Here is a 22,249-nt window from a genome sequence, read left to right as displayed (position 1 = left end):
GGTTGCGAAGCAAAGAACAACCTTTCAAGAGGTTCAAAGATGGATATCAACTACACCCCGGAAGAACTGGCGTTTCGCGATGAAGTGCGCGCCTTTCTGGATGAAAAGCTGCCCAAGGACATCGCCAGCAAGGTCAAGAACAGCCAGCACCTGGGCAAGGAAGACACCATCCGCTGGCAGAAAATCCTTAACGAAAAGGGCTGGATGGCCATGCATTGGCCCACAGAGCACGGCGGTACTGGCTGGTCTCCCATCCAGAAGCACATCTTCGAGGAAGAGTGCGCCGAGTATGGCGCCCCTACCGTGCTGCCTTTCGGCGTGAACATGGTGGCGCCGGTGCTCATCAAGTTCGGCACCGACGAGCAGAAACAGAAATACCTGCCGCCCATCCTCAACAGTGATGTGTGGTGGTGTCAGGGCTACTCGGAGCCGGGTGCCGGCTCTGATCTGGCCGGCCTGAAAACCAAGGCGGTTCGTGAAGGCGACCACTATGTGGTCAATGGCCAGAAAACCTGGACTACCCTGGGGCAGCATGCAGACTGGATCTTCTGTCTGGTACGTACCGATCCGAATGCCAAGAAACAGGAAGGGATTTCCTTCCTGTTGATCGACATGGAAACCCCGGGCATCACCGTGCGGCCTCTGATTACCCTGGACGGCGAGCACGAAGTGAACGAAGTGTTCTTCGACGACGTAAAAGTGCCGGTGGAAAACCTGGTCGGTGAAGAGAACAAGGGCTGGACCTGCGCCAAGTACCTGCTGACTTTCGAGCGTACCGGTATTGCCGGTGTGGGCCAGTCCAAGGCGGCGCTCAAGCACTTGAAAGAGGTGGCTCGCAAGGTCCAGCAGAACGGCAAACCGTTGATTGAAGACCCGCTGTTCCGCAACCGTCTGGCGGATGTGGAAATGGAGCTGATGGCACTGGAAATGACCAACCTGCGTACCGTGGCCGCAGCCCAGGCGGGCGGTGTCCCCGGCGCAGAAAGTTCTTTCCTGAAAATCATGGGCACCGAACTGCGTCAGGAAATTACCGACCTGTTCCGTCGTGCGGCGGGTCCCTACGCCCAGCCGTTCCTGCCGGAAACCTTTGACGCAGATTACGACGGTGAAATGGTGGGCCCCGACTTTGCCAACAGTGTTTCCACCAAGTACTTCAACATGCGCAAGCTGTCGATCTTCGGCGGCTCCAATGAAATTCAGAAGAACATCATCGCCAAGATGATTCTGGGACTGTAAGGAGACGACCATGGACTTCAAACTGAGCGACGAACAACGCATGCTCGAGGAAACCGTGGGCCGTCTGGTTCGCGATGGTTACCCCTTCGACGTACGCGAAAAAGCCCGCACCAGCGAGCTGGGCTTCTCCAAAGAAATGTGGCAGCAGTTCGCCGAACTGGGCCTGCTGGGCGTGCCGTTTTCCGAAGATTTCGGCGGCTTCAATGGTGGCGGTCCGGAACTGATGGTGGTGGCGGAAGGTTTTGGTCGCGGCCTGGTCCTGGAGCCCTATCTTGCCACCGTGGTGCTCAGTGGCACCCTGATCAATGCCCTGGCTAGCGACAGCCAGAAAGAGGCATTGATCAGCGCCATCGTTGGCGGTGAATTGCGCCTGGCCCTGGCCGCCTATGAACCGGAAGGTCGTTATGACCATACCCATGTGGCGACAACGGCGGAAAAGAGCGGCGATAGCTATGTGATCAGCGGTAGCAAGGCGGTGGTCCTGCACGGGGATAGCGCCGACAAGCTGGTCGTGATTGCCCGTACCGCTGGTAATGCCAATGACCGCAATGGCTTGTCCGCCTTTGTGGTGGATGCTGCCGCCGAGGGCGTGAGCCGTCGCGGTTATGAAACCATTGATGGTCTGCATGCGGCGGAAATTAGCCTCAACAAGGCGCCGGCGGAGCTGCTGGGTGAAGAAGGCAATGCCATTGACGCCCTGGAGAAATCCCTGGCGCTGGGTATCGTTGCCCTCTGTGCGGAAGCCACCGGCGCCATGGAAGTGGCCTGTGACCACACCTTGAACTACATCAAGGAACGTCAGCAGTTCGGCGTGCCCATCGGCAAGTTCCAGGCCCTGCAACATCGCATGGTGGAAATGCGCATGGAGCTGGAAAAAGCCCGTTCCATGACCATTCTGGCAGCCTGCTCCCTGGAGTTGTCGGCACCGGTGTGTGCCAAGCGCCTGGCGGCGGCCAAGGCGATCATCGGCAAGTCCGGGCGCAAGGTGGCGGAAGAAGCCATCCAGCTCCATGGCGGCATGGGCATGATGGAAGAAACCGCCGTGTCTCATTACGCCAAGCGTATCGTGATGATTGACCACCAGCTTGGTGATCTGGGCTATCACATGCAGCAGCTGGAAAACCTGCTGGATGTGGACGAAGACGCTGCGTAACGCAACACACCAAGGCGGCTTCGGCCGCCTTTTTTGATGATAAAAAATATTTCTTAGCCGTAGGAGCGTCGCTTGCGGCGCGATAAAAGACCAGGATCAAAAGCACTCTCACCACAGAGGGCACAGAGTACACAGAGAAGAACCCGTTTTTTCCTCAGTGATCTCTGTGTCCTCTGTGGTAAATACCGCTTTTCAGGTTTTGGGTGATCGCGCCGCCAGCGACGCTCCTACAGATAGGTTTGAAATCCGGGAGAGCACCATGACGATCAACCGCCAGATTATTCTGTCCGAGTATCCCAAGGGGATGCCGCAGGCTGAGCATCTGCCCCTGCGCGAAGGGGCGATACCAACCCCGCAAGACGGGCAGGTTCTGATCAAGACCATCTACCTGTCCCTGGACCCCTACATGCGCGGTCGCATGAGCCCGGCCAAGTCCTATGCCGCCAGTGTGGAGCTGGGTGATGTGATGCAGGGGGCCACCGTGGGGCAGGTGGTGGAGTCGCGGCTGGAAGGCTATGAAGCCGGTGATTACGTGCTCGGCTTCGGGGGCTGGCAGGAATACTCCGTGCAGGGCAAGGCCATGCTGCGCAAGCTGGATCCGAAGCAGGCGCCCATCAGCACCGCCGTGGGTGTGCTGGGCATGCCGGGCTTTACCGCCTATGCCGGGCTGCTGGAAATCGGTCAGCCGAAAGAAGGCGAAACCGTGGTCGTGTCCGCCGCCAGCGGGGCCGTGGGGCAGGTGGTCGGTCAGATCGCCAAGCTCAAAGGCTGCCGTGTGGTGGGCGTGGCCGGGGCGCCGGACAAGTGCGAGCATGTGGTTGAGGCTTATGGCTTCGATGCCTGCGTCAACTACAAGGACGAGGATTTTGACGCGCAGCTCAAGGCAGCCTGCCCGGACGGCATCGATATCTATTTCGAAAACGTGGGCGGCAAGGTGTTCGATGCGGTGATGAAGCAGGTCAACGATTTCGCCCGCATTCCCCTGTGTGGTCGCATCGCCCACTACAACGATACCGAAGCGCCTCAGGGACCGGATCAGTTGCCCGCGTTTCTGACCAAGCTGTTGGTCAAGCGGATCCTGATCAAAGGCTTTATCCAGTTCGATTACGCCCACCTGATGAAGGACTTTGTCCGTGACATGAGTACCTGGATGCAGGCTGGAAAAATTCAGTACCAGGAAGATATCGTCCAGGGTCTGGAAAACACCGTGGATGCCTTCCAGGGCCTGTTGACCGGACGTAATCGCGGCAAGCTGCTGGTGCAGGTCAGCGAGGACCCCACCCGGTAATGGCGTCGGTAGAGGCCCAGGTCGAACGGTTGTTCGACCGTTATGGGCCACGCTACCGCTGGCTGGCCACCATAACCGTGATGCTCGGCACCATGTCCGTGGTGCTGGCGTCCACCATTATCAATGTGGCCATTCCCACCATCATGGTGGAGTTTCGGCTGGCCCAGGATCAGGTGCACTGGCTGGCCACCGGCTTTCTTGCTGCCATGACCGTGGGCATGCTGCTCAATGCCTGGTGTGCCCAGCGATTCGGTGCCCGTGGTGCCTATCTGCTGGCCATGGGGCTGTTTATCGTCGTGTCCATTATCGGTGCTGTCAGTGAGCAGTTTCCTCTGCTGGTGGCGGCCCGTATCGGACAAGGTCTGTTGGCCGGGCTGGTACAACCGTTGGCCATGATTACCATCTTTCAGGTCTTCCCGCTTAACCGGCGCGGCCAGGCCATGGGAATCTATGGGCTTGGCGTGGTGTTGGGGCCGGCGATTGCCCCTGCCATCGGAGGAGTGCTGGTGGATACCCTGTCCTGGCGGGCGGTGTTCCTGGTGGTGCTGCCGGCCTGTGTGGTGGGCATGGTGATGGCCTGGCGGTACCTGCCCGGCAAGGATCGCCAGCTGGCACCGGTTCGCCTCGACCGTGCTGGCGTGCTGTTGCTGGCCCTGGGTATCACGGCAGTGCTGTGGGGTCTGGCCAATGGCCATCGCCGTGGTTGGAGCGACCCCTGGTTGCTGGCCACGTTGCTTGTTGGCACTGTCTCGTTGGCATGGTTTGTGGTGTGGCAGCGGCGCCATGCCCACCCTCTCATGGATCTGAGGGTCTTTGCGTATCCGGGCTTCACGGGCAGCTTTCTCATGTCCATGGTGATTGGTGCCGGGGTGTTCGCCTCCACCTATGTGACGCCGCTGTATTTTCAGCAGGTACTGGGCGAAAGCGCCGCCAGTGCCGGCCTGATGTTGATGCCGGCGGGACTGGCCATGGCGTTCACCTTTCCGGTGGCCGGACACCTTACCGACCGATTTTCCGAGACCCGCATCATGATCATCGGTCTGCTGTTGTTTGTCCTCAACATGGCGCTGATGGCGGGTGCCACCTTGGCGACATCGGCGGTATGGCTGGTGTGGTGGACGCTGCTGGGCAGGGTGGGGCTGGGGTTGATGATGCCGCCATCGTCCACCGGGGCACTGGGCTTGCTGCCACCGGCATTGATTCCACAGGGCTCGGGCATTTTCAATTTCGCCCGGCAGATCGGCGGTGCCCTGGGCGTGAATCTGTGCGCCCTTTGCATACAATTTTTCAGTGATCGCTATGGGCAGACTGATCCTGGGTTGTCGCTGGCAGAGGCCTTTGAATTTGGTTTTGATCGGGCTTTCTGGTTGTTGTTAATCGTTTTCCTGCTGTCGTTGTGGCCCTTGCATGCCATGCGGCAGGGCTTGATAAAGAGACACTGTTATGACGGATAAACCTCGCATTCTGATCGTCGGTGCCGGTGCCATCGGCAGCTTTTATGGGGCCATTCTTAAACGGGCTGGCTGTGAGGTGAGTGTGGTGCTGCGCTCGGATTATGACGCGGTTAAGGAGGGCGGCTTTCGTTTTACCAGCCCACTGAGGGAGTTGTCCTGGCAGCCGGAGCGGGTGTATCGCCCGGATGACACCCCGGACGCGTTTCCCGATTATGTTCTGCTCTGCGTCAAGGTGTTGCCCGGCGTGGATCGTGCCGCGCTGGTGCGCCCGTGGATGGGCGACCACACCGGCCTGGTGCTGATTGAGAATGGCCTGGATATCGAACGGGAGCTGGCCGATGCCTATCCGCAGCATCCCCTGGTGAGCTGCTTGGCATTTATCGCTGTCAGCCGCACGGGCCCCGGTGAGGTTCATCATCAGGCCTACGGCCAACTGGTAATGGGCAATTTTCCCGCGGGGTTTGATGAGCACTGCCGCCGCTTGAGCGCCCTGTTCAGGGAAGGGGGCATTGAGGTTAACGATAGCGAAGCGGTTGTGGGGGAGCGCTGGCGCAAGTGTGTCTGGAATGCGCCGTTCAATCCTCTCAGCGTGCTGTGCAATGGGGCCGATACGTTATCGATTCTTGATGCCCCCGGTGGCGAAGACCTGGTCCGTACCATGATGAAAGAAGTGATGGCCGTCGCCGCTGCCGATGGCTATCCGCTCCCGGACGATCTGGTGGAAAAAAATCTGGCCGGTACCCGCAAGATGGGCGCCTACAAAAATTCCATGGCACTGGACTACCTGAACGACCGGCCCATCGAACTGGATGCCATCCTGGGTAATGTGGTGGCGATTGCCGAACGCCATGGAGTGGCTGTCCCTCACTTGAAAACGGTGCTGACCGCACTGCGTATTCGTTACCAATAAGGCGGCGTTCTGTTCGCAGCATGATACAAAACGTCATGTTGCGGTTTTTCTTGTCAACCAGGGATTACGAACAAAGTTTTAGTGCGGAATCCCTGAGCAAAAATCCCCTTTTCCAAAGCCGTTGAATTACTTGGGAATTTGCTGCGTGAAGTATACGTGAATGCAGAAAGTGTCTATTTATCAGGTAGATAAAACGCACCATTATGTGGATTTTTGCTTGCAAACGATAACTTGTCCCCGTCACCGCGCCACTGAATCCTGTCCCCGGAATCAATAGAAAAATCTGCCTCCAAAAACAAGAAACGGGTGAAAGGATGCGCACAATATCGATACAGCGTCTGGCTGTTTTATGTCTGCTTTATCCCCTGCTCAATGCCTGTGAAGACGACCCGGATGTGTTTATCCCTCCGGAGCCGGGTGATGCGCTGATCTACGCATATCCGTCTGACGGCATGGTGGATCTGCCCCTGGGCAGCAAGTTGCTGCTGACTTTTTCCAGTGCCATTGATGAGGCTGCCGCCAAGGCAGAATGTCAGCCTGACGGTGAAAATTTTGCCGGCGCCCTGTGTCTGGCCGACAGTGAAGGGAACCTGGTGGATCTGTCCAGCGCCCAGGTCTCCAACCGCAACCATACTTTTACCTTTTCCATGTCGGGTCTGCGCCCCGGTGAAGAGTACCGGTTGTGGGTGTCGCCGCAGATCGCCTCCGGCATCGTCAACCTGGATGATCAGGACGGCCCGCTGATTACGTTTCGCACCCGCCAGTACCACCCGCTGCCTGATCAGGTTCCCGAGGTGCTGGCCATCAACCAGGAAAATCCCGGGGCCTATCTGCCGGAGCCTGTTGCAGAAGAGCGTTTCCCGTTCATGGATTTCTCGCCGGTGCGCATCACCTTCACCGAGCCGCTGGTGGAGACCACCGTCCGTTACGGTGACACGGTCAAGCTGGAGCATCAGCAGTCCGGGGAACTGGTGGATGTGAGGATTCTCAATGAGCGCCACTACATCACCCTGGATCCCAAAGAGGACCTGATCGGCGGCGACACCTACACACTCACCCTGCAGGGGCTGGAAGATTTTGATGAAGACGTTCTGGAGACAGTGACCTATGAGCTGACGCCCACCCTGTCCAAGGACGACGTGGTCGACCTCAACCCGCCCATCAAGCAGCTGATGAAAGCCCAGCCGGCCCTGGGGGACCCGGGCTACCCGCAAGCCTCACGGCTGCACGGGTTGCCGCTTAACCAGTTCAACCTGGTTACCGAGGCACTGGGTGTGACCCAGGTGAATGCCATGCCGCTGGTACTGGAGGGCTGGATGGGCCGTCCGGACGTACATGTGGATGCGGTGCCCGTGGTCGCCCGAGCCGGCCAGCAGCTGCGCATTACCGGTATTGATCCGATCAAGCTGGGTGGCGAGGTGCGCACTCCCATGTTTACCGGCGACATCATCGGCACTTTTGTGACCGATGTGACCGGTTATCTGGTGACCAACCCCTATCGCCCCAAGGGGTTCCAGCCCGATGATGATTATGCGCCGATGTTTGTGTACATGAATTTTGATCTGGCCATGCATGCAGTCGAACCACGGGGCAATGCTTCAGTGAACCAGAACCTGATGCACATCCAGGCGGTTGGCGTGGTGGATGTGAAGGATGGCGCGCTGACCTTCGAGGTATTCCGAACCCTGGAACTGGATATTCTCAGCGGAGCTGCCAAAGTCAGCGCGGACTTTGCACTTGGCGTCCGTGCAGACGTGGACTTCGAGTTCGAGCAGTTCAACCGCGACCCACTTCAGGCAACCGGGTCGTTCCCGGAGCATAATCAGACCCAGGTGGAGCCGAGCAACAACATCGTTGTGGTGTTCAACGAGCCAGTGCATGACGAAGGAATGGAGCAGGTGAAACTGTTCCGTCAGGACAGCAGCGAACCGATGCCGGTGCAGGTCCGTAGCAGTGGCTCCAACCTGGTGATTACTCCGCTCAATGAACTGGCAGCAGGGCAGCGCTATTACCTGGATCTTGGCGATGGCTTGAAAGATCAGGACCTGTTTGATCCTTCGCATCTGCAGTTCGTGCCCGGGGATGCCACCGATGGCACGGGTCAGATTGTTTTCGATACGGCCAGCTACGCGGCGGACAATGGCGCGCCGGTACTGCCACCGGTGGTGTTGGGGGCCTACCCGGGCATCGGGTGTGCGTTGGAAGACCGTGGTGTGGAACGCCAGGATGCCGATGGCAACACCGTGCAAATGGCTGGCCGGTGTGTGGGCGGCCTGGCGTCGGATTCGCTTTACTACCCCTTCTTCTATGACGTCAGTCGCCCCATCGAGATCAGTTTCAATATGCCCATGGAAATGGCCTCCATGACGTTCGGCACCATTGCCGCCGATGGCCAATCCTGTGAAGGCGGGGCCATGTGTCTGGGTGAGCAGGTGAATGGCCAGTGGCAGAACATCCCCGTGTCAGCACGACGCAACAGTCTGCGTCTGCGGGCTCAGCCGGCACCGGATACCATTACGCCCGGCAATGCCTATCGTCTGGTGATCAATGGCGGCGACAGTGGCGAAGCGGTGTTCCGCAGTCATGATCGCTTCGGCAACCTGGGCATCAACACGGACCCGCTCAATGGCATGGGCACCTGTGGCCCGCTTTCCAACCAGCCCTGTGTAGGAGGGCCGCCGATTCTGCTCGATTTCACCGCCACCCCGGATGAAGGGGCTGCCTATGCCACTGTTCTGACCCGGGAGTACACCGACGTCAATGGCAATGGCAACTGGGATAACGATGAAGTGGAAGCGGTAAACAACCATGCCCGCGGTCATGTGAAAAGCACCGGTGGGCTGATTGGCGGCGCCAACCTGGATCAAGGTGACCAGATCTTTACCCATGCGGCGTTGCCCATGGCGTTTCTGCCAAAGCAACCGCTGGACCTGAGTTATATCGGTCTGGTCGATGAAGGCAATGGCCGCTGGTGCGCCACCCAGGAAGATGCCGATGGCGAAATCTTCTGTATCCAGACCGTAGGAGAGTCGGCGATTCCGGTGGAGATCAATGCCCAGCATGTGATGGGCACATCTCTGACTGCCAACGCGACGCTGGCCATTCCGATTCTGGGCGATCTGATTCCCTTGCCCCTGGAAACCGGCGCATTGGTGCTCCGCTTCCGCCCCTATGACGACAAGCCTCCTCAGCCCCTGCGCGGCTTCGTGGTGAACCAGATTGATCCGGATACCGGGGAAGAAATCGACGATCCGATTTTTATCACCCGCCTGGATGCCTGGCTGGATGCGCCGGACCTGCGCCTGCTCTCCGCATTGATCCCCGGTGGGCAAGCCATTCCGAATGTGGCGGATGCCAACGTGAGAAGCCTGCCGGTATCGGCCTACCTGACCGGGCCGGTGAAATTCCTGCGCAACGGACAGATCACCCTGGAGTCGCGCAATGCGTCCGCCATTGCCGCGACGCTGAACCTGTCAGTGGACCTTGGTGCTCTGATCCCGGTACTGGGAGACCTGCTTGACCTGATCATCGGCGGCATTCTCCCGGAAGAGGGCGTGGGTTCACTGGAGTTGGGCATTGCCAAGGACGACTTCCGTATCCGTGTGGTTAACAACCCCACCCACGCCCGCCTCACCACGGCGGGTCAGGAAAATGCGGGGGAGCGTTGAAAATGAGAAAAACAATGGATGCGAAAAAACGGATTTTCCTGTTTGTCGTGCTGGGGTTTCTTTCTGCCCATGTTGCCAGTCAGGACATGTACGGCCCGGATTACCCCGGGGTGAAATTCACCCAGAAAATTTTTGGCGAAGACCGGCTCTACTTTCGCTTCGGAGCCATCCATATGTCCCCGGACGTAAAGACCCGATCGATCACGCTCAGCAACCTGTCAGAGATTGCTGAAGTGGCTGTGGAGCCTGGTGAGCAGGAAGGGGAGGCGTTCAGTGATCCGCTCACCATTCCGGCTGCCATCATCGGCTACAAACTGCGCTGGGGGGACGGTGGCTGGTCCATCGAGACCATGGCGGCCCTGCCGCCCACTCTGGAACTGAAGGCCAAGGGCAAGCTGGCGGATGAGCCACTGGTCACCGAGGCCAACGGTATTCCCACCGGGGTGCCCGCATTGGGCGAAAAAGTGGGTGAAACCAAGGTGGCGCCGCCCATGGTGACCCTGGTGAAGCGATTCCGCCTGGACCACAACTTCCGGCCTTATGTGGGTCTGGGAGCCGTGTATCTGTTTACCTACGACAGCCATGTCACCAACCCGATTCTCACGGAAGTGGGAGAACCGGAACTGGAGATTCAGGATAAATTTGGCTGGGTGGGGCAGATAGGTGCCGATTGGCGGCTGAGCGACCACTGGTGGCTGACGGCGGACGCCAAGTACATCAGCGTCAAGGAAGTGAAAGCCAAGGTGGAGCGCACCTTTATTCGCGCCCCGGGGCTTCCCCAGTATCAATTCGCGGAAGTGGGTGATGCGGAATTTGTGGCGGACATGAATGTGTACGCCTTCCACCTGGGGGTGGGCTTCACGTTCTGATACCCGGCAAAACCGTTGGAGCCTTGCTCGCAAGGCGAAGCGTCGAATCTGCTCCTGCGTCTTCAAACCGTCGCGTGGGGAGCAAGGCTCTGGTCGGTGACGTGGTCTAAAAGGGTTATTCTGGCCAGCCCTTCTGGCAGGTTCCGAGATTCGGTCAACCTGATGTTTTTGGTCATTGAGGCGCGGGCAGAAAGCGTGAAATAGTATTTCAAATACTGTTTCACGCTGGGCCTTGTGCATGTCAGTCGCCAACCACAATCACTCGCTTGCCACTGAAGTCGTTCCCGGCCATATGCTCGTGGGCGGCTTTGGCGTCGGTGAAGGGGAAGGTTTCCAGTGGCAGGGGCAGCAGGCGACCGCTGGCAAACAGGGGCGCAAGACGGTCATTGAACAGCTGCGCCATACGGATGCGGTTCTCCAGGGGCTGGCTGCGCATGGTCATGCTTTTCAGCGTCTGGCGTTTCATCAGCAGGGCGCCCAGATTCAGCTCCGTGCTCAGTCCGCCGAGGACGCCGATATTCACCAGGGTGCCCTCGGCACGCAGGCCGCCGAGCAGGGCATTCCAGTCCGGGCCAACCATATCCAGAATCACCGCCACTCCCTGACCCTCGGTCAACGCATCCAGCTGCGCTTTCAAGGTGTCGTCCTCGCAAACCTGGGCCGCCAGCCCCATGTCGGTGGCCGTGTCCAGCTTGCTCAGGTCGCGGCTGCTGCCGATGGGGCGGGCGCCCAGCGTTGCAGCCAGTTGCGTGGCGGCCAGGCCGACGCCGGCGGTGGCCGGACGAATCAGACACCACTGGCCAGGCTGCAAACCGCCTTCCAGGAACAGGGCCCGGTAAGCGGTCAGAAACGCTTCGGGCAGGGTGACGGCGCGGGCGAAGTCCATGCCATCGGGAACGGTCAGCGCTTCCCGTTCATGGGTGACAACCTGTTCCGCATAGGCACAACCGGGCACCAGGCCCATCACCGCATCACCCACTTTCCGTTGCTGCACCCGCGCCCCCACGGCGCTGACCACCCCGGCGTATTCCAGCCCGGGAATGCGACTGTCGGTGCCCGGCGGTGCTGGGTAGCGGCCCAGCACCTGCAACAGATCCGCCCGGTTTACGCCGATGGCTTTCACCTGCACGCAAATTTCCTCCGGCCCCGGTTGCAGGTCCGGCAGGGTGTCCAGTTGCAGTTGCTGATCCTCAATACACCAGGCACGCATGGTTGTGCTCCTTTAAAACATGAGTCGGCACAGCGTGCCGGAAAAATAGACTCTCTTCCCGTAGGAGCGTCGCTGGCGGCGCGATATTCAGCGTTGTTTATCGCGCCGCCAGCGAGGCTCCTACGATAGGGCTCTGTGGTGAAGAAAAGGTTCGTTATGTCCTTACACTATCCGTTCACTGATCTGCCGCCGGCAGGTCAGCGTTTCAAGGTGGCCGACGGGGTTTACTGGCTGCGGTTTCCGCTGCCCTTTGCCCTCGACCATATCAATCTCTGGTTGCTGGAAGATAACCATGGCTGGGTGATCGTGGATACCGGGCTGGGAGTCCGCCGCAGCCGGGAAATCTGGCAACAGCTGCTCAGCGAACAACTGGACGGCAAACCGGTGACCCGCATCATCGTCACCCATTACCACCCGGACCATCTGGGCATGGCCGGCTGGCTGCAGCAACACTGCCAGGCACCGGTCATCATGAGTCGGGGTGAATGGCAACTGGCCAGCCATATTTGCGACGCCAGCGACGAACAGACCATCGAACGCTTCAAACATTTTCTCGGCAGCCATGGCCTGCAGGGCGACAACCTGGACAAGGTGGCCGGCAAGGGTAACGGCTTTCGTCGCGTGGTGATGCCCATGCCGGTGGACCCGCAATTTGTCGGCGCCGGTGACAGCCTGACCATCAATGGCCAGCGCTGGCAGATTCATATCGGTCGCGGTCACGCCCCCGAGCACCTGTGCCTTTACCGGGAAAGTGATCGTCTGCTGATCAGTGGCGATCAGGTATTGCCGACCATTTCCAGCAATCTGATGGTGCGGCCCACGGAACCGGAAGCGAACCCGGTGGCCGCCTTCGTGGGCAGCCTCAAGGCCATACGCGATGCCTTGCCCCGGGACACCCTGGTGTTGCCTGCCCATGGTCTGCCGTTTCGAGGCTTGCACCAGCGCATCAATGCACTGGTGGACCACCATGACCAGCAACTGGATCAGGTGCAGGCCGCCTGTCGTCAGCACCCCCACAATGCCCACGACATGCTTCCGGTCATGTTCCGTCGGGAACTGGATGTGCAACAGCTGATGTTTGCCATGGGCGAAAGCATTGCTCACCTCAATTGTCTGGTGGAGCAGGGGAGGGTGCAGCGGCAGAACCGTGGAGGAATCTGGGTGTTCAGAAGCGCTGCGTGAACCGGAGTCAAAATAACGTTGCAAAAAGGGCAAGGCAACCGAAGCGGCTCGAATGACACATGATGAAATAGATCGGCGTTGCCACTGGGGGAAATCCCTCATTGCCTGTCATGAAACTCGTTCTACACTGAAGCGACTAATGTCCCATACAGTGATGGAGAGTTTTCATGGCAACAGCGCAATCTGATGACAAGCGTCCCACTCCGGACCCGGCGGAAGACAATGCATTCTTTCCGTCCCCATATTCCCTCAGCCAGTTCACTGCTCCGAAATCAGACTTGAGTGGCGCAGACTACCCGTCCCCCTATACCGGAGGTCGCTGGAAAGTGCTGGTCGTTGGTGCGGATGAGCGCTATTTGATGACTGACAACGGCACCATGTTCTCTACCGGTAACCATCCGGTGGAAACCTTGCTGCCCATGTATCACCTGGACAAAGCCGGTTTTGCATTCGACATCGCGACCCTGTCCGGCAACCCGGTCAAGTTCGAGTTCTGGGCCATGCCGTCCGAGGACGAGGAAGTGAAAGGCTTGTTCTCCAAGTACCGGGACCAGTTCAAGCAGCCCTTGAAGCTGGCAGATGTGGTGAAAGACGCACTGGGCGAAGACTCGGATTATATCGGCGTGTTTATTCCCGGCGGCCATGGTGCCCTGATCGGCCTGCCAGAGAGCGACGATATGAAAGCGGTTCTGGAGTGGGCGCTGGAAAATGACAAATTCATCATTTCCCTGTGTCATGGCCCCGCGGCCTTCCTGGCGGCGAAAGGCGGGCCTTCTTTTTCCGGATATAAAATCTGTGCCTTCCCGGATGCACTGGATGCCCAGACCCCGGACATGGGGTATATGCCGGGCCATCTGACCTGGAAATTCGGGGAACAATTGACGTCCATGGGATTTGAAATTGTGAATGACAACATCTCCGGAGAGACCTGCCAGGATCGAAAAATGTTGACCGGTGACAGCCCTCTGGCCGGCAATGCGCTGGGGAAACTGGCAGCGAAGGCCTTGCTTGACGCTGTGGGTAATGAGTAACCCCTGTGCCAACCGATGACGCCGTGCGCGTGGCTCTCTTGCTGGAAAGAAGCGAGAGCCTGACAAGTATCCAGGATGCGGTTCGTCGCTACGCCAGCGGCTTTGGTTACGACCGCTTCGTCCTGTTTTCGGCATCCGCGTCACTGGACGAACTGGTCGACCGCATTTACTGGGTAGAGGGGGACTGGTTCGGAGACGGAAAAGCGGTGGATGCGAAAACCTACGTCAGGCGTTGTCCGGTAACCCGACATATTCTGGATATCGGCGAGGCATTTTTCTGGACCAAGACACTGGATCAGGAAGGCGAGCATTATCGCATTGTTCGCAAGCCACAGGGGCCTGGCATCCATGGACTGCAGGTTCCGATATTCGGACCACTCGGACTGGAGGGGGCGATGAGCCTGGGCGGCGAAAAAATTGATGCGTCACCGGCGGCCAGGCTATCGGCAGGGCTGGTGGCCACCTCGGCTTTTCTTGCCGCTCGCCGGCTTATCGAAATGCCGGACCGGGAGACGTCCAGAGTTTTATCCGGCCGGGAAAGCGAGATATTGGCATGGACAGCGGCAGGCTGGCGCCAGGCGGATATTGCGGCAACCTTGGGTTTGTCCAACCGAACCGTTGAGAATCACCTGCGCAAGGCACGGCAACGCCTGGGGGTGGCGACAACCGCTGAGGCCATACGCGTGGCAATTCGAAACGGGTTTATCAAGGGGTAATACCTACAATATTGCCGCAACCAGCATCATCCATAACGCCAGCATCGGCACCACCAGCACAAAGAACAACCCGTTCCAGCGCCAGGCGATCCGATAGGGCGAGCGGCCAATCAATTGGCTGAGCACGAGCATGGAGGCAGTGAACGGCGAGGAAATCATCGACAGGCTCCAGGCGCACATCAGGCCCACGGCCAGCAGGCGTGGGTCGGCGCCGACCCCATCACCCAGCAAGGATGCCAGTAAGGTGACTGACACGATCGGGTTGAGCCCTACCTGTGCCAGCGCCACCACCAGCAACATGGCGGCCACGGCCATGGCGGCGCCCTGAAGGTGGGTGGCTTGCAGCAGCTCGTGTAACAGGTGTTGGTCAATCAGAGGCGTCAGTAGTGCCCCCAGGCAGGCGGAGCCGCCCAGCACGGCAATTTCTCCCCGATTGGCGCCAAAGATCAGCCGTGAATGTCTCCCCAGTAACGTCAGGGCCCGGGGCAAGCCGGTGCCGCCACCCAGCCGCCGCCGTTGCAGGGCCATCCACAGTATTGCTGACAGCGGGCAGGCTACCAGCACTGCCACGGGCAAACGCAGGTCCGCTGTCACCGACACGGCGAAAACGCTCAGGGTGATCGCCAGCGCCAGCAGGGTGAATTGCCACAGTGGTGTCAGGGAGGGTGGCGCGGTGTGTGGCACCCGGCTGGCCAGATGGCCGGGGCGTAATTGCCAGTCCAGCCACCATCCCAGCAGGAAGAACAGGCCGGCGGTGGGCAGTGCCACCGGCGCCAGTGTGGCCCAGGTGAGACTCGGCATAGTGGCCAGGATCACTGCCAGGGTGATACCCAGAGGCGAGACCAGTGGTGCCAGGGCAAACCCGCGCAGAATCGACAGCATCATGCGTCGCTCCCGCGCTGCCTGAATCTCCTCATGGCCGCCGGCGGCTTTCAGGGTATTGCTGCGCAGTACCATGGCGCCAAACAGATTGAGCACGCCGATATTGATGATCACCCCGAACAGAGCAGTGCCCAGTGACAGGGTGGGATAACGCAGGGCCGGTTTCTGGCGGATCAGGGTAGTGCCGGCCTCACGCACCAGCCGCGAGCGCATGGCGGAGACTCGCAGCAGCCCCAGGGACGACACAAAGGTGGCAAAGAAACAGAGCCGGTCCAGTGCCCCTAGCAGAATGGGAACGGGCTGGGCGTCACGCCAGACAACCACTGCAGCCATGGCGATCACCCCCAGCAGAATCCCCTTTGCCATCCGGGTCTGGCGGGGCCATTGCACCAGTAGATAAAGCAGCAGTGTGATGCGCGCCAGCCAGCCCCCGGCTTGCAGGTCGAACACCAGAAACAGCAGGGTGCCCAGCATGCACAGGGGGAGGGTGGCGTTAAGCGTGTGGTTTGCCTGCCGTAGGAGCATGTCGAAGATCCCCTTGGGGGCTTGCATGGCGAATCAGCGGGCCCTTCGCCATGCAAGCATAGCTCCTACAGAGAGGGTCATGATTGTGCTGCCTGGCGTGCTAGTTCTCGTGCAATGACGATCTGCTGGATCTGGGTGGTACCTTCGTAGATCCGGAACAGGCGCACGTCGCGGTAGAAGCGTTCCACTGCATAGTCCGCCATATAGCCGGCACCGCCGTGAATCTGCACGGCACGGTCGGCCACGCGGCCTACCATTTCAGAGCAGAACAGCTTGCAGCAGGACGCATCCAGACTGACCTTTTCACCCCGGTCCTTGCTGCGGGCGGCTTCCAGCACCATGGAGCGGCCGGCAAACATTTCCGCCCGGGAATCCGCCAGCATGGCCTGAATCAACTGGTGTTCGATGATGGGCTTGCCGAACTGTTTGCGCTCGGCGGCAAAATTCACTGCGTCTTCAATCAGTCGCGTGGCCACGCCCACACAGATCGCAGAGATGTGCAGGCGGCCCCGGTCCAGAACTTTCATGGCGGTCTTGAAACCCACCCCTTCCTTGCCACCAATGATGTTCTCGGCGGGCACCCGGCAATTGTCGAAAATGATGTCGCAGGTGTGGGCGCCTTTCTGGCCCATTTTCACATCGGCCTTGCTGCGGGAAATGCCGGGGGTATCGCCTTCCACGATAAAGGCGGTAACGCCAGCGCCACCCTGGATCTCCGGGTTGGTGCGGGCCATCACGGTAAACAGCCCCGCATGGGGGCCATTGGTGATATAGCGTTTGGTGCCATTGAGAATGTAGTGGTCGCCGTCCCGCTGGGCGCGGGTTTTCACCGCACCGGAATCAGAGCCCACATCCGGTTCGGTCAGGCAGAAGGCGCCAATCACTTCGCCCGTGGCCAGCGCCGGGACGTATTTCTGTTTCTGCTCTTCGGTACCATCAATGAGGATGCCCTGGGCGCCGATGCCATTATTGGTGCCCATCAGGGAGCGGAAAGCCGGAGAGGTGCGGCCGAGTTCAAAGGCCACCAGCACTTCCTCTTCCATGGTCAGCCCCAGGCCGCCGTATTGCTCGGGGATCGACAGACCGAATAGCCCCATGGCCTTCATGTCGGCGACAATGTCATCGGGAATGGTGTCCGTCTCAGCCACGTGCTGTTCAGCAGGCACCAGTCGTTCACGGACAAAGCGGGCAATGGTATCGGTCAACTGGCTGAGGATTTCGGCATCACGAATCATGGTCGGGTCCGGCGGTAACATTGGGTCTTTTGGGGGCGTGACCGCGAGGCGAATCACTTGCATCGCACTCTGTCACGGCCTATTCTGCCCGTCAAGTTTTCAAAACAACATTCCGCATAGCGGACATAGAAGGGGCAAGCTTCAAGCTACAAGCTGCAACACGGTAAAGCTACGGGCTGGCTGAAAGTGTTTCCTCCGCGCTTCATCTTCAGTGTCGCCATGCCGTTGCATGATTAAACAGAGTGAAACGCGGCGAGGGCGTTTTTCGTTTATCGCCATGCCGGTCCGCGTTGCAGCTTGTAGCTTGTAGCTTGCCGCTCCCTGGAGAGTGCAAATGCTGGATGCCTATATCTACGATGGCCTGCGAACCCCTTTTGGTCGCCATGGTGGCGCCCTGGCGCCGGTGCGTCCGGATGACCTGTTGGCCGGGGTGATCCGTGAGCTGGTACAGCGCAACGGGTTCGAGCTGTCCCGCTATGAAGACGTGGTGATCGGCAATACCAATCAGGCCGGTGAAGATGCCCGCAACGTGGCGCGTCACGCCGGCCTGTTGGCGGGGCTGCCGGAATCCGTGGCCGGGATCACCGTTAACCGCCTGTGTGGTAGTGGCCTGGCGGCGACGCTCGATGCGGCGCGTATGGTGACGGTGGGAGAGGGCGAGCTAATTGTCTCCGGCGGCACCGAGTCCATGAGCCGGGCGCCGTTCGTGATGGCCAAGGCCGAAAAAGCCTTCAGCCGTGATATGACCATTTTCGACAGCACCATCGGTGCCCGCTTCCCCAACCCGGCCATCCTCAGCCAGTTCGGTGGCGACACCATGCCGGAAACTGCCCAGAACGTGGCCGACGACCTGGGCATCAGCCGTGAGGCATCGGATGCGTTTGCCGCTCGCTCCCAGCAACGCTATCAGGCGGCCCGGGAACAGGGTTTCTACCGGGAAGAGATTCTGCCGGTGACCGTTCCCCAGGGCCGCAAGAAAGAGCCGCTGACGGTGACAGAGGATGAGCATCCCCGCGCCGGCACCACCGCTGAAAAGTTGGCAAAACTGCCTGCTATCGTTGAGGGTGGCATCATCACCGCAGGGAATGCCTCCGGCGTGAATGACGGCGCGGCGGCGCTGATTATCGGTTCCCGTGCTGCTGGTGACGCGGCGGGCATTGCCCCGCGTGCCCGTATTCTGGCGGGTGCGGTGGCTGGTGTGGCCCCACGGGTCATGGGGCTGGGCCCGGTGGAGGCCTGCCGCAAGGCTCTGGCCCGGGCCGGTCTCACCCTGGCGCAGATGGATGTAATCGAGATCAACGAGGCGTTCGCCACCCAGGTACTGGGCTGTTGCAAACAGCTGGGGCTGGCTGGCGATGATGAACGCCTTAACCCCAATGGTGGGGCCATTGCGGTGGGGCACCCACTGGGGGCATCCGGCGCGCGCCTGGCCCTCACCGCCATGCGCCAGCTGGAGGCCAGCGGTGGCCGTTATGCGCTGGTCAGCCTGTGTATTGGCATTGGCCAGGGTGTGGCCATGGTGATTGAAAGGCAGTGAACAGTTAATAGTGAATAGTTAACAGCGAAAGAATTTGGGAAAAGACATGCAGAGATTCGACTGGAAAGATCCGTTGTTGCTGGAAACCCAGCTCACCGAAGACGAGCGCATGATCCGTGACGCGGCCCATGATTACTGTCAGAGCAAACTGATGACACGGGTGCTGGAAGCCAACCGGCACGAGATTTTCCACCGGGACATCATGACGGAAATGGGGGAACTCGGTTTTCTCGGTCCCACCATTCCCGAGCAGTATGGCGGCGCCGGGGTGAACCATGTGAGCTACGGCCTGGTGGCCCGGGAAGTGGAGCGGGTGGATTCCGGTTATCGCTCGGCCATGAGCGTGCAGTCGTCGCTGGTGATGTTCCCGATTCATGCCTTTGGCAGTGAAGCGGTGCGCCAGAAATACTTGCCGAAACTGGCCACCGGCGAGTGGGTGGGTTGCTTCGGGCTTACCGAGCCGGATCACGGTTCTGACCCGGGCTCCATGAGTACCCGCGCCAAAAAGGTGGACGGTGGCTACCTGCTCAACGGTGCCAAGACCTGGATCACCAATTCCCCCATTGCCGATGTGGCAGTGGTATGGGCCAACCTGGACGGCAAGATCACCGGCTTTGTGGTGGAGCGCAGCTTTGACGGTTTCACCACCCCGAAAATTGAAGGCAAGTTCTCCCTGCGCGCTTCCATCACCGGACAGATCATGCTGGACGACTGTTTTGTGCCGGACGAAAACCGCCTGGACGTGGAAGGACTGAAAGGGCCGTTCAGCTGCCTGAACAAGGCCCGCTACGGGATCAGCTGGGGCGCCATGGGCGCGGCGGAATTCTGCTGGCAGGCGGCCCGGCAATACACCCTGGACCGCAAGCAGTTCGGTCGGCCCCTGGCGGCGACCCAGCTGATCCAGAAAAAGCTGGCGGACATGCAGACGGAAATCACCCTGGGCCTGCAGGGCGCATTGCAGCTGGGCCGGCTGATGGATAGCGGCCACTGGGCGCCGGAAATGGTCTCGCTGATGAAACGCAACAACTGCGGCAAGGCCATCGACATCGCCCGTCAGGCCCGCGACATGCACGGCGGCAACGGGATCAGTGACGAGTACCACGTGATCCGTCATGTGATGAATCTGGAGGCGGTGAACACCTACGAGGGCACCCATGATGTGCATGCCCTGATTCTGGGTCGTGCCCAGACCGGGATTCCGGCATTCGGTTGATAGCGCGAGGCTGAAGACTCTGAAGCCCCGGCAAGCCGGGGTTTTTCGTCCCGCCATTCGCCTTGCGAGCAAGGCTCCAATAAAAGGTGCTTGCTATTAAATAGCGCGCTATTTAAGGTGGGCCCATGAACGATGACGCTCCTGACAATACCTCCTGGCTGAAGCTGGACCTGCAGGTCTGTTTTGCCCTGTATTCCGCGCAGCTTGCCATGAGCAAGGTGTACCGCAAGCTGTTGAAGGAGCTGGGACTCACCTATCCGCAGTATCTGGTGATGATGGTGCTGTGGGAGCAGGACAGGCTGTCCGTATCGGAAATCGGCGAACGCCTGTTTCTCGATTCGGCGACACTCACCCCCTTGCTCAAGCGACTGGAAGGCTTGGGGCTGGTGCTGCGCCAACGTAGTCGGCCGGACGAACGCCATGTGGAGGTGACGCTCACCCAGTCCGGCAAGGCCTTGCGCGACCAGGCGGAGAAAGTGCCCGAAGCGGTATTGTGCGCCAGCCAGTGCCGTCCGGAAGAACTGGTCCAGCTGCGTGATGAGTTACATGCGCTGCGTTCACGGCTGGCCGCGGAAGATTGATTCCGTAGCGAATGGGTTGGGTTCCCGGTGCCGTTACCGGGGCCCGGCCAGGAAGCAGAATTGCACGTTTTCGCTCCACTAAATAGTGCACGATTAAATCGTGCATATTGAATGGCGCAGCAAATCACATGAAGGCACATAAAAGGAGAGCATGATGAGTCTGGAAAAAGTGTTGTACGAAGCCACAGCCACAGCCACCGGCGGTCGTGATGGCCGCGCCGCCAGCGATGACGGCCAGCTGTCCGTCAAACTCACCACCCCCAAGGCCCTGGGCGGTCCGGGCGGCGAGGGAACCAATCCGGAGCAACTGTTCGCCGCCGGTTACTCGGCCTGTTTCCTTGGCGCCCTGAAACTGGTGGCCGGCAAGGCCAAGGTGTCCCTGCCGGAAGAAACTGCCATTACCGGTCAGGTGGGCATTGGTCCGCTGGGTGGCGGGTTCGGCATTCAGGCCACCCTGAATGTGAATCTCCCCGGGCTGGATCAGGAGCAGGCACAGACGCTGGTGGAAAAAGCCCATCAGGTATGCCCTTACTCCAATGCCACCCGCGGCAATATTGATGTGGAGTTGGTCGTAACCGTATAGGTGAAAACCTTGAAGAAAAGTAAAAAAGCAGCCCGCGAGGCTGCTTTTTTATGTGGCTTGATTTAATAGTGTTACCTCGGCAGGGAACCGCCGCACGTGCAGAGACTCTGAACACGCTGACGACCAAAAGGAATCATTATGCGATCTTTGACACCGACTCTCCGCTCCCTTCCCGTGTTGCTTGGTGGCGCCGGGCTAATTGCCCTGGTGGGCCTCTCCGGCTGTGACCAGAACACACCGGAATCCGAAAGCGACCAACCGGCCATGACGCAACAGAGTGAAAAAACCGAGCAGCAGGTTCTCAGCGGCAAAATCATGTACCGCGAGCGTATGGCCATGCCGGAAGGCGCCACCCTCACGGTGAGGCTTGAAGATGTCTCGCTGGCAGACGCACCCTCCACCGTGATCGCCGAACAACACATCGATGACCCGGGGCAGGTCCCGGTCCCTTTTACCCTGCGCTATGCCAGAGATGCGGTGGTGCATGAGCACCCCATGGCCTATGCGCTGCGTGCAGAGATTCGTGGCCCGGAAGGGCAATTATTATGGACCACAACCGAACGGCACACGGTGGAGCTGGGTGAAGGAGCCAGCGGTGAGGATGCCACCATCATGCTACAGAAAGTTGCTGCGGAGCCGCCAAAAACCGGCATGGCAGGCGCCAGGGAAGCGGGGGCCACTTTCTGGGCGGTGGGGAACGAGCCGGGCTGGCATCTGGCGATTTATCCGGAAGAAAAATTGATGTTTGTCGGGGATTACGGTGAAACCGAAGTCACCACTCCCGACCCAGGCGCCCAGACCGAAGGCACGGAAACCATTTACCTGGCCGAGACTGACACCGCACAGCTGAAAGTGGAAATCATCGAAACGCCCTGCGAGGATACGATGAGTGGCGAGAGCTTCGAGTATCAGGTGAAGGTGACCCACAACGAAACGCTCTACAGTGGCTGCGGGCGGGATCTGTAGCCATCTCTGT

Annotated in this window: 18 protein-coding genes; 15 read left to right on the top strand and 3 right to left on the bottom strand. The window is 59.6% G+C overall.

The genetic code is table 11. The features are described 5' to 3' along the window. The first annotated feature begins 39 nt into the window (after positions 1-39). From A3714_RS13795 to A3714_RS13765, 7 genes are all read left to right on the top strand, one after another. Positions 40-1,236: an acyl-CoA dehydrogenase family protein gene (locus A3714_RS13795; RefSeq protein WP_062817927.1), complete on the top strand. Its 1,197-nt coding sequence runs from the start codon at positions 40-42 to the stop codon at positions 1,234-1,236. A 10-nt stretch (positions 1,237-1,246) separates the two neighbouring features. Further along, positions 1,247-2,389: an acyl-CoA dehydrogenase family protein gene (locus A3714_RS13790; protein ID WP_063508087.1), complete on the top strand. Its 1,143-nt coding sequence runs from the start codon at positions 1,247-1,249 to the stop codon at positions 2,387-2,389. A gap of 259 nt (positions 2,390-2,648) precedes the next feature. Continuing rightward, positions 2,649-3,677 (top strand): NADP-dependent oxidoreductase, encoded by a 1,029-nt coding sequence (locus tag A3714_RS13785; RefSeq protein ID WP_063508086.1) that lies wholly within the window; start codon positions 2,649-2,651, stop codon positions 3,675-3,677. Beyond that, the gene (locus A3714_RS13780) at positions 3,677-5,131 is read left to right on the top strand and encodes a DHA2 family efflux MFS transporter permease subunit (protein WP_063508085.1); all 1,455 of its coding nucleotides are present in this window, start codon (positions 3,677-3,679) and stop codon (positions 5,129-5,131) included. The genes A3714_RS13785 and A3714_RS13780 overlap by 1 nt, the downstream gene beginning before the upstream one ends. Continuing rightward, a complete protein-coding gene (locus A3714_RS13775; RefSeq protein WP_063508084.1) occupies positions 5,121-6,041 on the top strand; it encodes a ketopantoate reductase family protein in 921 nt (306 codons plus the stop codon). The genes A3714_RS13780 and A3714_RS13775 overlap by 11 nt, the downstream gene beginning before the upstream one ends. Positions 6,042-6,355: 314 nt before the next feature. Continuing rightward, positions 6,356-9,709 carry an Ig-like domain-containing protein gene (locus A3714_RS13770; RefSeq protein ID WP_063508083.1) on the top strand — a complete coding sequence of 1,118 codons (3,354 nt, stop codon included), beginning with the start codon at positions 6,356-6,358 and terminating at the stop codon, positions 9,707-9,709. Between the two features lie 14 nt (positions 9,710-9,723). Next, complete coding sequence (locus A3714_RS13765) at positions 9,724-10,578, top strand: OmpW family protein (protein ID WP_231866015.1); 855 nt, start codon at positions 9,724-9,726, stop codon at positions 10,576-10,578. Positions 10,579-10,819: 241 nt separating this feature from the next. Here A3714_RS13765 and A3714_RS13760 read toward each other — a convergent pair whose 3' ends face one another. Further along, positions 10,820-11,788, bottom strand: coding sequence for an NAD(P)H-quinone oxidoreductase (locus A3714_RS13760; RefSeq protein ID WP_063508081.1), 969 nt, complete (start codon positions 11,786-11,788; stop codon positions 10,820-10,822). A 156-nt stretch (positions 11,789-11,944) separates the two neighbouring features. Here A3714_RS13760 and A3714_RS13755 point away from each other — a divergent pair, with 156 nt between their 5' ends. From A3714_RS13755 to A3714_RS13745, 3 genes are all read left to right on the top strand, one after another. Next, entirely contained in the window at positions 11,945-12,970 is a 1,026-nt protein-coding gene (locus A3714_RS13755; protein WP_063508080.1) for an MBL fold metallo-hydrolase, read from the top strand. Positions 12,971-13,137: 167 nt separating this feature from the next. Continuing rightward, entirely contained in the window at positions 13,138-14,001 is an 864-nt protein-coding gene (hchA, locus tag A3714_RS13750) for a glyoxalase III HchA (RefSeq protein ID WP_063508079.1), read from the top strand. A gap of 5 nt (positions 14,002-14,006) precedes the next feature. After that, positions 14,007-14,717, top strand: a complete 711-nt coding sequence (locus tag A3714_RS13745) for a PA1136 family autoinducer-binding transcriptional regulator (RefSeq protein WP_063508078.1) — start codon at positions 14,007-14,009, stop codon at positions 14,715-14,717. Between the two features lie 3 nt (positions 14,718-14,720). On the opposite strand, the gene A3714_RS13740 is transcribed toward A3714_RS13745, so the two are convergent. Together A3714_RS13740 and A3714_RS13735 are read right to left on the bottom strand one after the other, a co-directional pair. Further along, positions 14,721-16,124 carry a hypothetical protein gene (locus A3714_RS13740; protein ID WP_231866014.1) on the bottom strand — a complete coding sequence of 468 codons (1,404 nt, stop codon included), beginning with the start codon at positions 16,122-16,124 and terminating at the stop codon, positions 14,721-14,723. A gap of 77 nt (positions 16,125-16,201) precedes the next feature. Beyond that, on the bottom strand, positions 16,202-17,359 hold the full coding sequence (locus tag A3714_RS13735) for an acyl-CoA dehydrogenase family protein (RefSeq protein WP_063508076.1): 1,158 nt from the start codon (positions 17,357-17,359) through the stop codon (positions 16,202-16,204). A 334-nt stretch (positions 17,360-17,693) separates the two neighbouring features. Here A3714_RS13735 and A3714_RS13730 point away from each other — a divergent pair, with 334 nt between their 5' ends. The 5 genes from A3714_RS13730 to A3714_RS13710 all read left to right on the top strand — a co-directional run bounded on the left by A3714_RS13730 (position 17,694) and on the right by A3714_RS13710 (position 22,239). Next, positions 17,694-18,896 (top strand): 3-oxoadipyl-CoA thiolase, encoded by a 1,203-nt coding sequence (locus A3714_RS13730; RefSeq protein ID WP_063508075.1) that lies wholly within the window; start codon positions 17,694-17,696, stop codon positions 18,894-18,896. 46 nt (positions 18,897-18,942) lie between these two features. Further along, entirely contained in the window at positions 18,943-20,109 is a 1,167-nt protein-coding gene (locus A3714_RS13725) for an acyl-CoA dehydrogenase (RefSeq protein ID WP_063508074.1), read from the top strand. Between the two features lie 125 nt (positions 20,110-20,234). Beyond that, a complete protein-coding gene (locus A3714_RS13720; RefSeq protein WP_062816316.1) occupies positions 20,235-20,690 on the top strand; it encodes a MarR family winged helix-turn-helix transcriptional regulator in 456 nt (151 codons plus the stop codon). A 154-nt stretch (positions 20,691-20,844) separates the two neighbouring features. Continuing rightward, positions 20,845-21,273, top strand: a complete 429-nt coding sequence (locus A3714_RS13715) for an organic hydroperoxide resistance protein (protein ID WP_063508073.1) — start codon at positions 20,845-20,847, stop codon at positions 21,271-21,273. A 138-nt stretch (positions 21,274-21,411) separates the two neighbouring features. After that, positions 21,412-22,239 (top strand): YbaY family lipoprotein, encoded by an 828-nt coding sequence (locus A3714_RS13710; protein WP_063508072.1) that lies wholly within the window; start codon positions 21,412-21,414, stop codon positions 22,237-22,239. The last annotated feature ends 10 nt before the right edge of the window (positions 22,240-22,249 follow it).

It is taken from the genome of Alcanivorax sp. HI0007 (assembly GCF_001635525.1).
Lineage (GTDB): Bacteria > Pseudomonadota > Gammaproteobacteria > Pseudomonadales > Alcanivoracaceae > Alcanivorax.
Note: the sequence above shows the minus strand (reverse complement) of the source record. Positions and strands in the feature narration are given on the sequence as shown.

Excerpts from the sequence above, each read along its gene's own strand:
- A3714_RS13765 (WP_231866015.1), top strand. The coding sequence starts at position 9,724 with ATGGATGCGAAAAAACGGATTTTCCTGTTTGTCGTGCTGGGGTTTCTT.
- A3714_RS13755 (WP_063508080.1), top strand. The coding sequence starts at position 11,945 with ATGTCCTTACACTATCCGTTCACTGATCTGCCGCCGGCAGGTCAGCGT.
- A3714_RS13715 (WP_063508073.1), top strand. The coding sequence starts at position 20,845 with ATGAGTCTGGAAAAAGTGTTGTACGAAGCCACAGCCACAGCCACCGGC.
- A3714_RS13740 (WP_231866014.1), bottom strand. The coding sequence starts at position 16,124 with ATGCTCCTACGGCAGGCAAACCACACGCTTAACGCCACCCTCCCCCTG.
- A3714_RS13710 (WP_063508072.1), top strand. The coding sequence starts at position 21,412 with ATGCGATCTTTGACACCGACTCTCCGCTCCCTTCCCGTGTTGCTTGGT.
- A3714_RS13760 (WP_063508081.1), bottom strand. The coding sequence starts at position 11,788 with ATGCGTGCCTGGTGTATTGAGGATCAGCAACTGCAACTGGACACCCTG.
- A3714_RS13790 (WP_063508087.1), top strand. The coding sequence starts at position 1,247 with ATGGACTTCAAACTGAGCGACGAACAACGCATGCTCGAGGAAACCGTG.
- A3714_RS13720 (WP_062816316.1), top strand. The coding sequence starts at position 20,235 with ATGAACGATGACGCTCCTGACAATACCTCCTGGCTGAAGCTGGACCTG.
- A3714_RS13785 (WP_063508086.1), top strand. The coding sequence starts at position 2,649 with ATGACGATCAACCGCCAGATTATTCTGTCCGAGTATCCCAAGGGGATG.
- A3714_RS13780 (WP_063508085.1), top strand. The coding sequence starts at position 3,677 with ATGGCGTCGGTAGAGGCCCAGGTCGAACGGTTGTTCGACCGTTATGGG.
- A3714_RS13735 (WP_063508076.1), bottom strand. The coding sequence starts at position 17,359 with ATGATTCGTGATGCCGAAATCCTCAGCCAGTTGACCGATACCATTGCC.
- A3714_RS13730 (WP_063508075.1), top strand. The coding sequence starts at position 17,694 with ATGCTGGATGCCTATATCTACGATGGCCTGCGAACCCCTTTTGGTCGC.
- A3714_RS13725 (WP_063508074.1), top strand. The coding sequence starts at position 18,943 with ATGCAGAGATTCGACTGGAAAGATCCGTTGTTGCTGGAAACCCAGCTC.
- A3714_RS13770 (WP_063508083.1), top strand. The coding sequence starts at position 6,356 with ATGCGCACAATATCGATACAGCGTCTGGCTGTTTTATGTCTGCTTTAT.
- A3714_RS13775 (WP_063508084.1), top strand. The coding sequence starts at position 5,121 with ATGACGGATAAACCTCGCATTCTGATCGTCGGTGCCGGTGCCATCGGC.
- hchA (WP_063508079.1), top strand. The coding sequence starts at position 13,138 with ATGGCAACAGCGCAATCTGATGACAAGCGTCCCACTCCGGACCCGGCG.
- A3714_RS13795 (WP_062817927.1), top strand. The coding sequence starts at position 40 with ATGGATATCAACTACACCCCGGAAGAACTGGCGTTTCGCGATGAAGTG.